The sequence below is a fragment of the Amycolatopsis sp. SB7-3 genome (assembly GCF_041021335.1).
Lineage (GTDB): Bacteria > Actinomycetota > Actinomycetes > Mycobacteriales > Pseudonocardiaceae > Amycolatopsis > Amycolatopsis japonica.
On sequence record NZ_JBFPJQ010000002.1, the window covers coordinates 130,672 to 145,266 of the forward strand.

The 14,595-nt window shown below is 68.4% G+C and carries 15 protein-coding genes; 9 read left to right on the forward strand and 6 right to left on the reverse strand.

The annotated features are described in order from the left end of the window. Positions 1 to 156: 156 nt before the first annotated feature. Both AB8M46_RS18810 and AB8M46_RS18815 read right to left on the reverse strand, forming a co-directional pair. Positions 157 to 612, reverse strand: a complete 456-nt coding sequence (locus AB8M46_RS18810; protein WP_081975778.1) for a hypothetical protein — start codon at positions 610 to 612, stop codon at positions 157 to 159. Positions 613 to 619: 7 nt separating this feature from the next. After that, positions 620 to 1,441, reverse strand: a complete 822-nt coding sequence (locus tag AB8M46_RS18815; protein ID WP_037337488.1) for a hypothetical protein — start codon at positions 1,439 to 1,441, stop codon at positions 620 to 622. 362 nt (positions 1,442 to 1,803) lie between these two features. On the opposite strand from AB8M46_RS18815, the gene arc reads away from it, so the two are divergent. After that, positions 1,804 to 3,606 (forward strand): proteasome ATPase, encoded by a 1,803-nt coding sequence (gene arc, locus AB8M46_RS18820; RefSeq protein WP_037337492.1) that lies wholly within the window; start codon positions 1,804 to 1,806, stop codon positions 3,604 to 3,606. Between the two features lie 54 nt (positions 3,607 to 3,660). Here arc and AB8M46_RS18825 read toward each other — a convergent pair whose 3' ends face one another. Beyond that, on the reverse strand, positions 3,661 to 4,572 hold the full coding sequence (locus tag AB8M46_RS18825; protein ID WP_394360972.1) for a DMT family transporter: 912 nt from the start codon (positions 4,570 to 4,572) through the stop codon (positions 3,661 to 3,663). Between the two features lie 144 nt (positions 4,573 to 4,716). Between AB8M46_RS18825 and AB8M46_RS18830 the strand changes: the two genes are divergently transcribed. From AB8M46_RS18830 to AB8M46_RS18840, 3 genes are read left to right on the forward strand one after another with little or no spacing between them, the layout of a single operon-like run. Further along, positions 4,717 to 5,061: a hypothetical protein gene (locus AB8M46_RS18830; protein WP_037337498.1), complete on the forward strand. Its 345-nt coding sequence runs from the start codon at positions 4,717 to 4,719 to the stop codon at positions 5,059 to 5,061. Then, a complete protein-coding gene (locus tag AB8M46_RS18835; RefSeq protein ID WP_378428242.1) occupies positions 5,058 to 6,011 on the forward strand; it encodes an aldo/keto reductase in 954 nt (317 codons plus the stop codon). The genes AB8M46_RS18830 and AB8M46_RS18835 overlap by 4 nt, the downstream gene beginning before the upstream one ends. 56 nt (positions 6,012 to 6,067) lie before the next feature. Beyond that, a complete protein-coding gene (locus AB8M46_RS18840; RefSeq protein WP_378428244.1) occupies positions 6,068 to 6,673 on the forward strand; it encodes a hypothetical protein in 606 nt (201 codons plus the stop codon). On the opposite strand, the gene AB8M46_RS18845 is transcribed toward AB8M46_RS18840, so the two are convergent. Further along, entirely contained in the window at positions 6,670 to 7,188 is a 519-nt protein-coding gene (locus AB8M46_RS18845) for an NUDIX hydrolase (RefSeq protein WP_037337505.1), read from the reverse strand. The genes AB8M46_RS18840 and AB8M46_RS18845 overlap by 4 nt on opposite strands. Positions 7,189 to 7,231: 43 nt before the next feature. Between AB8M46_RS18845 and dop the strand changes: the two genes are divergently transcribed. From dop to prcA, 4 genes are all read left to right on the forward strand, one after another. Continuing rightward, on the forward strand, positions 7,232 to 8,734 hold the full coding sequence (dop, locus tag AB8M46_RS18850; protein WP_016334163.1) for a depupylase/deamidase Dop: 1,503 nt from the start codon (positions 7,232 to 7,234) through the stop codon (positions 8,732 to 8,734). 97 nt (positions 8,735 to 8,831) lie between these two features. After that, positions 8,832 to 9,026 carry a ubiquitin-like protein Pup gene (locus tag AB8M46_RS18855; RefSeq protein WP_005150863.1) on the forward strand — a complete coding sequence of 65 codons (195 nt, stop codon included), beginning with the start codon at positions 8,832 to 8,834 and terminating at the stop codon, positions 9,024 to 9,026. A gap of 77 nt (positions 9,027 to 9,103) precedes the next feature. Beyond that, positions 9,104 to 9,940: a proteasome subunit beta gene (prcB, locus tag AB8M46_RS18860; RefSeq protein ID WP_038513874.1), complete on the forward strand. Its 837-nt coding sequence runs from the start codon at positions 9,104 to 9,106 to the stop codon at positions 9,938 to 9,940. Between the two features lie 52 nt (positions 9,941 to 9,992). Next, a complete protein-coding gene (prcA, locus tag AB8M46_RS18865) occupies positions 9,993 to 10,754 on the forward strand; it encodes a proteasome subunit alpha (protein ID WP_037337513.1) in 762 nt (253 codons plus the stop codon). A gap of 358 nt (positions 10,755 to 11,112) precedes the next feature. Here the strand turns inward: prcA and AB8M46_RS18870 are convergent, their stop codons facing one another. After that, positions 11,113 to 11,751, reverse strand: coding sequence for an RICIN domain-containing protein (locus AB8M46_RS18870; protein WP_394360973.1), 639 nt, complete (start codon positions 11,749 to 11,751; stop codon positions 11,113 to 11,115). 285 nt (positions 11,752 to 12,036) lie between these two features. Here AB8M46_RS18870 and AB8M46_RS18875 point away from each other — a divergent pair, with 285 nt between their 5' ends. After that, positions 12,037 to 13,011 (forward strand): metalloregulator ArsR/SmtB family transcription factor, encoded by a 975-nt coding sequence (locus AB8M46_RS18875; RefSeq protein WP_350596662.1) that lies wholly within the window; start codon positions 12,037 to 12,039, stop codon positions 13,009 to 13,011. On the opposite strand, the gene AB8M46_RS18880 is transcribed toward AB8M46_RS18875, so the two are convergent. Continuing rightward, entirely contained in the window at positions 13,008 to 14,486 is a 1,479-nt protein-coding gene (locus AB8M46_RS18880) for a bifunctional phosphatase PAP2/diacylglycerol kinase family protein (RefSeq protein ID WP_037337521.1), read from the reverse strand. The two genes, AB8M46_RS18875 and AB8M46_RS18880, sit on opposite strands and share 4 nt — an antisense overlap. Positions 14,487 to 14,595: the final 109 nt, after the last annotated feature.

The following is a 14,595-nucleotide window of genomic DNA, read 5'->3' on the forward strand; positions in this document are numbered from 1 at the left end:
GGTCGTGAGTGATAAAACGCGTTAGAACGCTCTTTATCACTCACGACCCAGCCCACACGCATCACGACTGGACACCGATACGGACTTAAGGCACGAACTTCTGACGCAGGACACTAGGCGCGAGGAAGGGGTCCTTCACGGATCGCGGGCCGATGCCTACGGCACGCACCACTTGCCGTCGCGTTTCTTCAGCGGGAAAGGCGTGTCCTTCTGCCCGCCCGCACCCTCGACGTGAACGGTCACCGAGGCGGAGTCGCCGCTGACCGACGGCGGATCGGGGACGGTCGCGGTGACCTTCCCCGCGGCGGCCCACTTCCGGCCGAGTTCGGCCAGATCGGCCGAGGACTGCTGGACACAGGTCAGCTTCCCGAACGCGGTCGCGTCGTGGTTGACGATGGCCGCGGCGATCGCCTTGCCGACGACCTCGACCGCGGCCACGTCCGGATCCACCGGCACCGGCCGGGACGAACCCGGCCGCGGCTCGGGCGTGACACTGCTCGACGCGGCCGGGTCGGAGCCGGACGGGGCCACCAGCAGCAGCCCCACCACGACCCCGGCCACGACCGCGCCGCAAACCACCGCGACGGCGGTCAGCTTGTGGCTCACCGTCACGGGTAGGTCACTTCTTGTCGGCCTTGATGTCCTTGAGGCACCACAGGTCCGATTCCTTGGCCGCGGTGATGGTGCCTTCCGCGGTCTTGGTGCCCTGGGTGGCGCGGTAACGTCCGGTCGCCCGGTCGCCGCTTTCCTTGGCGGGCTCGATGATCTCGAGCTTGATCGGGTCGAGCGGCTTGCCCTCGTCCTTGGTGTTCTCGCTACGGCAGATCAGGTCGAGGAACGTCTTCTTGTCACCCGCGCTATACGAAGTCGCGGCGCCTTCGAAGACCTCCTGCGGCGTGGCCTTGCCACCCGGCGCCGGACCGGAGCTCTTGGTCGACGACGTGCTCGGCGAGCTGGACCTGGTGCGCGTCGAGCTCGGCTTCTGCGACGAGGACGGGGTCTCCGACGGTGCGGCGCTGCTGGAGGGCGGCGCGGCGACCGGGTTGTCGTCGCCGGAGTTCAGCGCGATGACCAGTGCGGTGACACCGCCACCGACCAGCACGACCGCGCCGATCGCGATGCCGACGATCAGGCCGGTCTTCTTTTTCTTGGGTGGCTCTCCGCCGCCGTAACCGCCTTCCTGCGGGTACGCGTTGAAGCCGCCCTGCTGCCCATACGGATCCGGCTGGCCGAACTGCTGCGTGCCACCGGGGTATCCCTGCTGGGGCTGAGGACCGCTCTGCGGGTAACCACCTTGCTGCTGGCCGTACGGGTCCTGTTGTCCGTACTGGCCGGCGCCGGGGTATCCCTGTTGCGGCTGGGGGCCGCTCTGCGGGTACCCGCCCTGCTGGCCGTACGGATCCTGTCCGTAGCCGCCGGGCTGCTGCGGCGGGTATGTCATGGCTGGTGCCCCCTAGCTGTTCTGCGAAAATGCTCAACATGACCTGCGGGTCCGCCTCCCCGGCGAACGTCGCCCGATGCTAGCCATCGAGCCGGATCGCCGCTCGATTAGGGCCGAACTGAGACCGGAAACCCGTTTGCACCCGGACGGAGCCGGGTATTCCGTCGCAGGTCAGGCCAGGTGGACGGATTGTGACCATGAGTGCGCCGGACCCGGCACCGGGATGGCCCCTTGCGCGTCGCGAAGGTACGTGCTGGCGGGTCGTCCGGAACGCGACGCGCCGATCTTGTGATGCGGAAAGGCCTTTTATTGTCGGTGATCGCCGGTACCGTGGAATGAAAAGCACTCCGAGGAGGTGCCCGATGCATCATGACCTTCCCGGAGGTCGGCGCGAGGAGGCCGACCCTTCAGAAACGACCGGAGCTGGAACCACGTCCGACGAGCAGGCACGTCAAATCCGCTTCCTCGAGGAGGAAGTCGCCCTGCTGCGCCGGAAGCTCACCGATTCCCCACGTCAGAACCGAGTGCTGGAGCAGCGACTCGCCGAGGCGTCGGAACGCGTGAGCCAACTCACGGAACGCAACACGAAACTGGTCGAGACGCTCCGCGAGGCGCGTGGCCAGTTGCTCGCGTTGCGGGAGGAGGTCGACAGGCTGGCCCAGCCTCCGAGCGGTTACGGCGTGTTCGTGACCGCGTACGAGGACAACACGGTGGACGTGTTCACCGCGGGCCGCAAGATGCGGGTTTCGGTCTCACCCGCGGTCGAGGTCTCGTCGCTGCAGCGCGGACAGGCGTTGCGGCTCAACGAGGCGCTCACCGTCGTCGAAGGCGGTGACTTCGAGCGGATCGGCGAGGTCTGCGCGCTGCGCGAGGTGCTGGCCCCGGACGTCGAGGGCGGCAGCCCCCGTGCGCTCGTGGTCGGTCACGCGGACGAGGAGCGGGTCGTCCTGCTCTCCGACCCGTTGGCCGAACAGCCCCTCAAGCCGGGCGATTCCCTGCTGGTGGACTCGAAGGCCGGTTACGCCTACGAGCGCGTGCCGAAGGCGGAGGTCGAGGATCTCGTGCTGGAGGAGGTGCCCGACGTCCGCTACGAGGACATCGGTGGCCTCACCCGGCAGATCGAGCAGATCCGCGACGCCGTCGAGCTTCCGTTCCTGCACGCGGATCTGTACCAGGAGTACCAGCTGCGTCCGCCGAAGGGCGTGCTGCTCTACGGGCCTCCTGGCTGCGGAAAGACCCTCATCGCCAAGGCGGTGGCCAACTCGCTCGCCAAGAAGGTCGCGGAAGCCCGCGGCGACTCGGCGGACGGGAAGTCCTACTTCCTGAACATCAAGGGTCCGGAACTGCTGAACAAGTTCGTCGGGGAGACCGAGCGGCATATCCGCCTGATCTTCCAGCGGGCTCGGGAAAAGGCCTCCGAAGGCACCCCGGTGATCGTGTTCTTCGACGAGATGGACTCGATCTTCCGCACCCGCGGTTCGGGCGTGTCCTCCGACGTGGAGACCACGATCGTCCCGCAGCTGCTTTCGGAGATCGACGGTGTCGAGGGCCTGGAGAACGTCATCGTCATCGGCGCCTCCAACCGCGAGGACATGATCGACCCGGCGATCCTGCGGCCGGGCCGGCTCGACGTCAAGATCAAGATCGAGCGTCCGGACGCCGAAGGCGCGAAGGACATCTTCTCCAAGTACCTCTCCGACGGTCTCCCGATCCACGCGGACGACCTCGCCGAGTTCGGCGGGGACGTGAAGGCGACCTTCGACGCGATGATCCAGCACACCGTCGAGCGGATGTACGAAGAGACGGACGAGAACCGGTTCCTCGAGGTCACCTACGCCAACGGTGACAAGGAAGTCCTGTACTTCCGTGACTTCAACTCGGGCGCGATGATCCAGAACATCGTGGACCGGGCGAAGAAGTCGGCCATCAAGTCGGTGCTGGAGACCAAGCAGCCCGGCCTGCGCGTGCAGCATCTGCTGGACGCGATCGTCGACGAGTTCGCGGAGAACGAGGACCTGCCCAACACCACCAACCCGGACGACTGGGCCCGGATCTCCGGCAAGAAGGGCGAGCGGATCGTCTACATCCGCACGCTCGTCACCGGCAAGAACCAGGATTCGGGGCGGGCGATAGACACCGCCACGAACACCGGTCAGTACCTGTAGCACGAGCCGAAGGGGCCCTTCGCCGCATACGTTGCGGTGAAGGGCCCCTTCGCGTCACACGGCTACGGCTTCTTCGACCTTCTTGCGCAGGCTCAGCCGCCCGTGCGCGGCCAGAATGCCGAGGACGACGAGCAGCGCGCCGACGGGCTGGTTCCACGCCAGGGGTTCGTCGAGCACGAGAACACCGAGCAGGACACCCACGACGGGTGTGAGGTAGGTCACTGCCGAAGCGTTCGACGCGCCCCACGCCGCGATGATCGACGCGTTCCAGGCGTACGCCAGTCCGGTGCCGAGCGCCCCGAGCGCGATCATGCTGAGCACGATCGGCGTGTCGAGGCGTACCGGCGTCGTCGCGATGAACGGCGCCAGCGCCAGCATCACGACGGCGCCGCAGCAGACCTGCCCGAGCGCGATGGTCGGCGCGTCGAGGTTCCGCCAGGAGATGAACCGTCGCACGTAGACGAACGAGATCCCGTAGCAGGTCGTCGCGCCCAGGCAGGCCAGCTGCGCGGTCAGCTCGTGGGAGATGTCGATCCCTTGCCAGACCCCGACGATGGTGAGCACTCCCAGGAATCCGAGGATCAGCCCGGTCGTGCGGGCCTTCGTGAACCGTTCCGACGGCAGGGCCGCGGCGGCGATGAGCATGGTGATCAGCGGGGTCGTCGCGTTGAAGATGCTGGCGAGCCCGGAGGAGATGTACTGCTCGGCCCAGGAGAACAACAGGAACGGGATGACGCACAGCAGCACGGAGACGACCGCGAGGTGGCCCCAGAGGGCCGGATCGCGGGGGAGTGGCTTACGACGCCAGGCGGCGATGGCTATCAACGCCACGGCGCCGAGGCAGACGCGGGAGAGCGCCACCTGAGCGGGCGACAGGCCGGTGAGGCCGACCTTGATGAACAGAAAACTCGCACCCCATACGATCGCGAGCGCCGCGAACCGGATCGCGATACTGAAACGTCCCAATTGTCCTTCTCCTGATTCCGCAAGTCCGCGCCCAGTGAATCCCGGCATCCCCCTTGCGCTCCAGCGGTTTTCGGACGTTGTGTCCGACGCCTCCCGCGTGGCGCTCGGCCGGATCGGCCGTATAACGACCTATACTTCCGGGCCGTGAGCGAATCCTCCGGGCGCCCGCGAGCGCCGATCACCGAAGCCGATGTCCTGGCCTGGCTGGAAACCACGGCCGCCGCCGTCCGGGCGGGCGAGGTGAGCGCGCCCGAACTGATCGAGCTGCTGGGCGAGTTGCGCCGCGCCTCCGCGGCTTGCGCCGACGCCTCCGACTGGGCACTGCTCGCCGCGCGGGAGGAGGGCGCCAGCCTCCGTCAGATCGCGCCGGTGTTCGGCAAGGGTTACGTTCGGGCCCCGGCGGCCCGCCTCGAAAAGCTGCACCGGCAGGCGCAGAATTCGAGCCAGTGGCTCGCGATCCTCCGCCACAAGAACGAAGGAGCCCGGTGACGGACACGGAAATCCCCGTCGGCGACCGGATCGCCGTCGGGCTGGCGGCACTCGGCAGGCCCGCCTACATCAACCTCGGCCGGGCCGAGGTGTTGCCGCCGGGACGCGAGTTCGAGGCGATGCGCGCGGCGACCTACGCGGTGCTGGACGACGCGTACGGCGCCGGTGTCCGCTGGATCGACGTCGCCCGTTCGTATGGTTCTTCGGAGGAGTTCCTGGCCGGCTGGCTCGCCGACCGCGGGCACGCGGACGTGACGGTGTCGAGCAAATGGGGCTACCGCTACGTGGGGGAGTGGAAGCTCGACGCGCCGGTGCACGAGGTCAAGGAGCACACCGCGGCGCGGTTCGCCGGGCAGTGGGCGGAAACCGTTGACCTGCTGGGGAAGGCGGTCTCGCTCTACCAGGTCCACTCGCTCACTGTGGACAGTCCACTGTTCACCGACGACCGGCTGATCGGCGCGCTCGCCGAACTCGCCGCCGGTGGTGTCCCGGTGGGCTTCTCCACATCCGGGCCCGCCCAGGCGGACGCGGTGCGGCGGGCGTTCGAGCTGGAAGTGGCCGGAACGCCGGTGTTCAGCGCCGTGCAGTCGACGTGGAACCTGCTCGAACCCTCCGTCGGCCCGGCGCTCGCGGAAGCGCACGCCGCCGGGAAACGGGTGCTGGTCAAGGAAACCGTCGCGAACGGACGGCTCGTGGTCGAGCCGCCGTCACCGCTCGCGCGGATCGCGCGGGAGCACGGGACGGGACCGGACGCGGTGGCCATCGCGGCGGTGCTCGCGCAGGACTGGCGGCCGGTCGCGGTCATCGGCCCGTCGAGTACGGCGCAGCTGCGGGAGAATCTCGTTGCCGCGAAGGTGAAGCCGACCGCCGACGAACTCGCGGAACTCGCCACGCTCGCCGAGGAGCCGTCCGCGTACTGGCGGCACAGGTCCTGCCTCGGCTGGCGGTGAAGGGCTGGACTACTCTCGCGGCAAACGTCAGGCGGGACATCGGGGAGGACTCGAGAGTGCGTCATCGGCAGGTACTCGCGGTGGCGACGGTCGCGCTGTTCGGTCTGTCGGGATGCGCCGACCGTCCCAACGACCTCGACACCTACTACGACGACCCGACACCGACGCCCACGGTCGAGCCCGCGCAGCCTTCGGTCAAGCCGCAGGCCAACCCGGTTCCGCCGTCGTCGACCCAGGCTCCCGTCCCAGCGGCCGTCTCGGCCGCGTTGCTGACCGACGAGGACGTCGCCGAGGAAGAGGTCGTTCCCGGCGAGAGCAAGGTGTCCGGCTGTCTGACCGGTCTGACCCGCGGCACGAGCCGTTCGGCGTCGTGGTCGTACCCGAGCGGCTCGACGCTGGAACACCAGGTCACCGAGTACACCGACCGGGACGCGTCGGATGTCGTCACTCAGGCGGACTGCGAAGGCAGGAAACTCACCCTGGCGAAGCAGACCGGCATCGAGGTCCAGCGCGCCTGGTGCGAGGACAAGACGTGCACGGTGTTGCTTGCCAAGGGGAAACTCGTCTCCGCCCTCAGCGTGACCGCCGGAACCGAAGCGCGGGCGACGGACGCGGCGAAGCGGTTGTTGCCGATCGTCGCGCAGCGCCTCCGTTCGGCCTAGCGCGAGTCTCGTCGCCGAAACCATTCCAGGGCGCCCAGCCGGCCGTCCGGGATGAACCGGCTCTCGGGATCGTCGAGCCACGAACGCAACTCGCTCAGCGTCAGCCAGCGTCCTTCGACCACTTCGGACGGCTGATGCACGAAAGGGCCGTCCCAGCGGGTTTCGAAGGCGAAGTTGTGGGCACGGATCGTGTCGTCGTCGGTGACGTGGACGAAAAGCGGGCGCAGTTCCACTCCGTGAACACCCAGTTCTTCGGCCAGTTCCCGGCGTGCGCATTCCTCCGGCGTCTCGCCCGCGGCGACGATGCCGCCCGCCCAGCAGTCCCATGTGGAGGGATAGACGTCCTTGGTGGCCGTACGGAGATGCACGTAGACACGCTCTCCGTCACTCGAACGGACCAACACCACGCCCGCGGCGTGCCAGAGCCCCTCCGCGCGGACCCGGGAGCGCGTGGCCGCTCCCACCGCGGTTCCGTCGAGGTCATAGAGCGCAACGAGTTCGTCACTGCCTGACATGGGGGGCATCGTCGCACGGCTCCGACCCCGTAGGGTGGTGGGTATGCGGCGGATCATGGGAACCGAAGTCGAGTACGGCATCGCGGTGCCGGGCGACGCGACGGCGAACCCGGTACTCACCTCGACCCAGGTCGTGCTCGCCTACGCGGCCGCGGCGGACATCCCGCGGGCGAGGCGGGCACGCTGGGACTACGAGGTGGAATCACCCCTGCGCGACGCCCGCGGGTTCGACCTGACCGGCCCGAGCGGCCCAGGGCACGATCCGGACGTCGAGGACCTCGGCGCGGCGAACGTGATCCTGACCAACGGGGCGCGGTTGTACGTCGACCACGCTCACCCGGAGTACTCGGCGCCCGAGGTGACGAACGCGCGTGACGCGGTCATCTGGGACAAGGCGGGCGAACGGGTCATGGAGGAGGCGGCGCGCAAGGCGGCCACCGTCCCCGGGCAACCCCCGCTGCAGTTGTACAAGAACAACGTCGACGGCAAGGGCGCGAGCTACGGCACGCACGAGAACTACCTGATGCAGCGGTCGACCCCGTTCACCGCGGTGATCGGGGGACTGACGCCGTTCTTCGTCTCCCGTCAGGTGATCACGGGTTCCGGCCGGGTCGGCGTCGGGCAGCAGAGCGAGGAAGCGGGCTTCCAGCTCTCGCAGCGGTCCGACTACATCGAGGTCGAGGTCGGCCTGGAGACGACGCTCAAACGCGGCATCATCAACACCCGCGACGAGCCGCACGCCGACGCGGACAAGTACCGCCGTCTCCACGTCATCATCGGCGACGCGAACCTGGCCGAGTACTCGACGTATCTCAAGGTCGGCACGACGGCACTGGTGCTGGACCTGATCGAGGCGGGTATCCGGTTCGACGACCTGAAACTGGACGAGCCGGTGCGGGCCGTGCACCAGATCAGCCACGACCCCACGCTGAAGGCGAAGGTGTCGCTGGCCAACGGGCGCAAGTACACCGGGCTGGACCTGCAGTTCGCCTACCACGAGATCGCGTCGGCGAACCTGGAGCGCACCGGCGCGGACGAGGCCTCCAAGGAGGTCCTGCGGGTCTGGGGCGAGATCCTCGACGCGCTGGCACGGGACCCCCAGGAATGCGCGGACAGGCTGGACTGGCCGGCGAAGCTGCGGTTGCTCGAGGGCTACCGCGCGCGGGACCAGCTGGCCTGGGGCGCGCCGCGGTTGCGGCTGGTCGACCTGCAGTACTCGGATGTCCGGTTGGACAAGGGCCTGTACAACAGGCTCGTCACCAGGGGTTCGATGAAACGCCTGGTGACCGAGGAGGAGGTGCTGGAGGCGGTCACGACCCCGCCTTCGGACACCAGGGCCTATTTCCGGGGCCGCACGCTGGAGAAGTACGCCAACTCCATCGCCGCGGCGTCGTGGGATTCGGTCATCTTCGACGTCGGCAGGGAATCGCTGGTGCGGATCCCGACGTTGGAGCCGTTGCGGGGCACGAAGGCCCACGTGGGGAAGTTGCTGGACGACTCCGCGACCGCCGAGGAGCTGGTGGAGGCGCTCACCGGTTCGGACTAGCGGGATTTCCTTTCATCGGGGTTAAGCGATCACGGATCCCACGGAATGTCGGGACCGCTGGGTAGGCTAGGAAACATCGGCCACACCGGGAGGCGAGATGGCTCAGGAAAAGATCGAAAAGCACGGCGGAGGCGACTCGGACGAAGAGTTCGAGGGCGGCGGTCCGGCGGGCCAGGAGCGGCGCGAGAAGCTCGGTGAGGACGTCGACACGATCCTCGACGAGATCGACGACGTGCTCGAGGAGAACGCCGAGGACTTCGTGCGCGCGTACGTGCAAAAGGGCGGCGAGTAGCTCGTTTTCCGGCGGCCCCGGGCCGGGGCCGCCTGTGCGGAGCCGGCGGATCACACAGATTGGAACTTTGAGCACGTATGGAACACACCTCGGGTAAGTCGGCGCTGCCCGCCGCGTACTTCTCGTCGGCGACCTCGTCGTTCTCGGACTTCCTTCGGGCGCAGGCGCCCGAGCTGCTCCCGGAGCGGCGGGTCGCGACGGGCGCGGGCGGGCTGGACGCGCCGCACGGCACGACGATCGTCGCGGTCAAGTTCGCGGGCGGGGTGCTGATCGCCGGTGACCGGCGGGCGACGTCGGGCAACCTGATCGCCTCGCGCGACATGGAGAAGGTCCACGTCACCGACGAGTACTCGGCGGTGGGCATCGCGGGCTCGGCCGGGCTGGCGATCGAGATGGTGCGGCTGTACGCGGTCGAACTGGCGCACTACGAGAAGATCGAGGGTGTCTCGCTCTCGCTCGACGGCAAGACGAACAAGCTCGCGGGGCTGGTGAAGTCCAACCTCGAGATGGCGATGGCCGGGCTGGCCGTGCTGCCGCTGTTCGTCGGATACGACCTCGACGCCGAGGACGCGAAGCACGCGGGCCGCATCGTCTCGTACGACGCGACGGGCGGGCGCTACGAGGAGAACGCCGGCTATCACGCCATCGGTTCGGGTTCGCTGTTCGCCAAGGGCTCGCTGAAGAAGCTGTACGACCCCGACGCGGACGCCGAAGGCGCGATCCGGACGGCGGTGGAGGCGTTGTACGACGCGGCGGACGACGACAGCGCGACCGGCGGTCCGGATCTGGTGCGCCGGATCTTCCCGACGATCGTGACCGTCACCGCGGAGCAGGGTGCGGTGGCGTTGCCGGTCGAGCAGACGACCGCGGTGGCCGAGGCGGTCGTGGCCGGACGAGCCGAGCGCGGGCGCTAGCCCTTCTCCCTGTCCCCTTCCCGATGAGAGCCCGAAAGAGCGGAGCACCACAGTGACGATGCCGTTGTACGCCTCTCCCGAGCAGTTGATGCGGGAGCGTTCCGAGATCGCGCGCAAGGGCATCGCGCGTGGCCGGAGCGTGGTCGTGCTCAAGTACCGCGGTGGCGTGCTGTTCGTGGCCGAGAACCCCTCGGCGACGTTGCACAAGGTGTCGGAGATCTACGACCGGATCGGTTTCGCGGCCGTCGGCCGCTACAGCGAGTTCGAGAACCTCCGTGTCGCCGGTATCCGGCACGCGGATCTGAAGGGTTACCAGTACGACCGGCGGGACGTCAGCGCGCGTGCGCTGGCGAACGCGTACGCCGCGACGCTGGGCAGCATCTTCACCGAGCAGCTGAAGCCGTTCGAGGTCGAGGTCTGTGTCGCCGAGGTCGGCGCGACCGCCGCCGAGGACCAGCTGTACCGGTTGACCTACGACGGTTCGATCTTCGACGAGCCGAAGTTCGTCGTGATGGGCGGTCAGGCCGACACGCTCACCACCAAGCTGAAGGAGAGCTTCGAGCCGGACATGGAGCTGGGCGCGGCGCTCGGTGTCGCGGTGAAGGCGTTGCGCGACAACACTCCCACACCCGCGAACGGCGATTCGGACCCGGTGAAGCTCGAGGTCGCCGTCCTGGAGCGGGAGCGGCGTGGCCGCAAGTTCCGCCGGGTCGCCGGTGCGGCACTGGAGGCGCTGCTGCCCGCCGAGCCCGAAGAGCCGAAGAAGGACGACGCCGACGGCGACAAGCCCGAAGGTGAGTCCAAGAAGGACTGAGCCTCTCTGTACGCGAAGGGCCCCTTCCCGCGTTGGGAAGGGGCCCTTCGCGTTCTCACCCCACGTTTGTACACAGTGGAACGCCGTGAAGGCCTCCTTGAGGGACCCAGAGTCCCTCAAGGAGGCCTTCACGGAGCGATGGCTACGGGAGCGGCGGTTCGGTCGCAGGTGCCGCCTCGTGAGTGGCGATTCGGGTTAGAACCCGAAATGCCACTCACGACTTCCGTGACAAACCGCCCTCGCCGCCGGGGACCGACTCAAGGATCACTTGAGCGACGTGGACGCCAGAAAGCCGTGAAGGCCTCCTTCCCTACCTTGAGAGTAGGGAAGGAGGCCTTCACGGAGCGATCAGCCGAGATCAGGCGGGGGTGTCGCCCCACCACTGGCTGCGGCCGCCGGCGATGAAGCTCCACAGCTGGAGCCGCGTGCCGTTGGTCGACGAGTTGCCTTCAGCGGTCAGGTAGCGGCCGCTGGCCGGGCTCTGGAAGCGGACGTAACCCTCGGGGTTGACGGTGCCGCCCCACCACTGGTTCTTGGCACCGGCGATGAAGTCCCAGAGCTGGACGATGGTGCCGTTCTTGTTGATGCTGTTGAGGTCCGCGTCCAGGTAGCGGCCGCTGGCCACGTTCTGGAAGCGGGAGTAGCCCTCGGGGTTGTCGGTGATGTAGAACGCCTGGTGGTCCGCGTTCAGGTTGCAGTCCCAGAGCTGCATCTTGGTGCCGTTGCGGTTGATGGTGTTGAGGTCGGCGTCCCAGCACTTGTTCGGGTTGAGCCCGGACGGGATGAGGTACATGTCCGCGTCGGCGACACCCGCGGCCTGCGTGCGCGCACCGGTCGAGGTGCGCTTGACCGGGATGAGCTTGATGCCGTGGACGGTGACCGTGTTGAACCCGTCGCCGACGGGCTTCGGAGCCGCGGTCGCGGCCGGAGCGGTGACCAGGGTCAGGACACCCGCGGCGGCGGCGATGATTCCCGCCAGGCGCTTCATTTTCGTCATTTTCTTTCCCCTTTGTGGAAAGCGTTTTCTCCCAGTGAGCGAAGGGGAACGGCGGAAGACGACAGGCCGCGACGAAACGCGGCCCGCAGGCCAAGCCGGTGAATCCCCCTCGTGGAAGGCTCCGCGTAAACCCCCGAGAAGCGGGCCTTCTCCGAACATCATTCAGGTCTGAACCACGGCCGTCGAGGAGATTTCCGATAGCGGCAATAAGGCTGTTCAGCGATGTAACGGAATGGCCCGCCTCGCGATCACACGGCGACGACTTCGAGCAAGGCGAGGACATCCGTGCGCATCGAGCTGACGTTGCAGGACCTGACGCGCGTTCGGCTCGCGCCCGAAGCCGATCCCTTGGCCGAGCTGGTTTCGAGTCTGCAGATCCTGCAACGGCGCGACGCGGGTTCGGCGTTGTTCAACCGATGGCGGCATCGGGTCCGGCTCGGCCTGGGGGAGTCGGCTTCGGTGCTGTTGTGGTTGTGCCGCCCGTATGCGCCGATTCCCGCGTTCCTCGTGCCGGGCGTGGACGAAAGCGGTTTGGAGGCGGGGCTCGCGGAAGTCGCCCGCACCGACCCGCTGTGCTTGAAATCGGCGTTGCGGGATTTCCCGGTGAACCGGGAGCTGCCGTCGTGGGCGGCCGGATTGCCGGACGGGGACACGGCCGGGCTGCCGAAGCTCGTCCAGGCGATGCAGGACTATTTCGAACTGTCGCTGGCGCCGGGCTGGGAGCCGGCACGAGCACAGGTGGACGCGGACCGGGGAATGCGGGCGCAATTGCTCCTGCACGACGGCGCCGACGCGATGCTCACGAGTCTGCGGCCGCTGGTGCGCTGGTCTTCGCCGGTGCTGGAGGTCGGCGACGGGATCGTCGGTTCCTGCGGCACGGACGGCGGCGGGCTGATCATCTCGCCGACGTACTTCGCGGTGTGCCCGGTGATCGTCCCGGCGGCGGGACGATCACCGGTCCGGCTGCTCTACCCCTCGGTGCGGCAGGCGGCCCCGTCGACCGGCTACGGCCGCGACGTGCGGAGATCGCCGGACACCGCCCTCGCCGACCTGCTGGGCCCGACGAGGGCGGCGACGCTGGCGGTCCTGGCGGTCGGCTGCAGCACGTCGGAGCTGGCCGCCCGCTTGGGCGTGACCCCGTCGGCTGCCAGCAAGCACGCCGCCGTGTTGCGGCGCGCGGGGCTCATCACCACCGAACGGGACCGCAACGCCGTGTTGCACGCGCTGACGCCGCTGGGCACCGCGCTGTTGGGTAACTAGAGCCGGTAGATGGTGAGCGCGCTGGGCCGCGAACGGAAGCGGAAGTCGTTGCCGAGCGGGCCGACCTCGCCGTCGGTGGCGACCCGGCGGTTGCCGTTGAGCAGCCGGACGTGCAGCTCCGGGACGTCGAGTTCCTGGTAGACGTGGCTGGCGTTGAGGCTGTTCGTGATCGTGGCGAGGATGAACCGCGCCCGCGAGTACGGCACGTCGGCGCGCAGGTAGCGCACGTCTAGGAGCCCGGTGTCGAGGGCAGGGCGACGTGAGGGCGCGAAGCCCTTCGGCGAGTAGGTGCCGTTGCCGACGAACAGCAGCCAGATGCTGGTGTGCTTGCCGTTGAGGGTCACTTCGAGCGGCTTCGCGCGCCGGAGGGTGCGAGCGAGCGCGATCGCCGCGGACGGCCACTTCGGGTGCCGCTTCTGCAGCTTTTCCCGGATGCGGACCATCTCCGGGTAGCCGCCGAGGCTGGCGGTGTTGACGAAGTAGCGGTGGTCATCGTCGTCGTTGATCTCGACCTCGCCGAGGTCGACTCCGACGGCGTTGCCCGCTTCGGTCGCGGCGTCCGCGTCGGGCATCGAACGCATGCCGACGTCGCGGGCGAAATGGTTGAGGGTGCCCGCCGGGATGAGCGCGAGCGGCAGGTCGTGGTCGGCCGCGACGGCGGCCACCGCGGCGACGGTCCCGTCGCCACCGGCGACACCGAGCGCGCGCACGGTGTTGTCGCGGGCGGCGATCTCGTCGCAGAGCTGATCGCGCAGGTCCCGTTTCGCGTCCGGGTACAGGATGGTGGCCTTCGGCCAGGCGAAGCGGGCTTCCTCCGTCGGGTCCTGGCCGTCGATCCCCGAATGCGGGTTGACCAGGACGAGCATGTCCTCGCCGTCGCGCATCTCCGGCGCCTCGGCGGTGTGCGCGGTGCGGCCGGGGACGTCGTCGTTCAGCGGCCACCAGTGCCGCGTCAGCAGGCCCGCGCCGACGCCGATGCCGATCCCCACCCCGACGTCACTGGGCCAGTGGACGCCAGTGTGGACCCGGGAGTAGGCGACCGCGGCGGCCAGCGGCACGAGGGCGGCACCCGCCTTGGGCGATTCCATCGCGACAGCCGTGACGAAGGCGGCCGCCGACGCCGAGTGTCCGGACGGGAACGAGGACGACGTCGGGCGCCGGACGAGGCGCCGGTGCATCGGCACCTCCTCGGCGGCGGGACGGCGGCGCGGGAACAGCGGCTTGCCGATCAGGTTCGCCGCCGCGCTCGCCCCGGCGATGGCGGCCACGCCGCGGAGCGCGCCCCGGCGCGTCGGGCCCTTCTTCGCCGCGAGGGCGATCGCGACACACCACCAGAGCTTGGACTTGTCCGCACTTTTGGAGAGTGAGGTGATCACGTCGTCGGCCCTGGTCCTCGGCAGGGCCGCACTGCGGGCCATCAACCGCCGATCGGTCCGTCCGACCTTGCGGAAAGGGCGTTTGAGCTGCTTTAACACGGGTTCCCCACTTCCGGGCCGGGACGTCATGCGCGTGATACCCGATCGGGACTTCCCGCACACCTTTCACCGAATGCAACGTACCGACCGCGTGTCGCCGCCCGAACGG

Coding starts and splice junctions, on each gene's coding strand:
- AB8M46_RS18815 (WP_037337488.1), bottom strand. CDS start 1,441: ATGACATACCCGCCGCAGCAGCCCGGCGGCTACGGACAGGATCCGTAC.
- arc (WP_037337492.1), top strand. CDS start 1,804: ATGCATCATGACCTTCCCGGAGGTCGGCGCGAGGAGGCCGACCCTTCA.
- AB8M46_RS18845 (WP_037337505.1), bottom strand. CDS start 7,188: ATGTCAGGCAGTGACGAACTCGTTGCGCTCTATGACCTCGACGGAACC.
- dop (WP_016334163.1), top strand. CDS start 7,232: ATGCGGCGGATCATGGGAACCGAAGTCGAGTACGGCATCGCGGTGCCG.
- AB8M46_RS18855 (WP_005150863.1), top strand. CDS start 8,832: ATGGCTCAGGAAAAGATCGAAAAGCACGGCGGAGGCGACTCGGACGAA.
- prcB (WP_038513874.1), top strand. CDS start 9,104: ATGGAACACACCTCGGGTAAGTCGGCGCTGCCCGCCGCGTACTTCTCG.
- AB8M46_RS18870 (WP_394360973.1), bottom strand. CDS start 11,751: ATGACGAAAATGAAGCGCCTGGCGGGAATCATCGCCGCCGCCGCGGGT.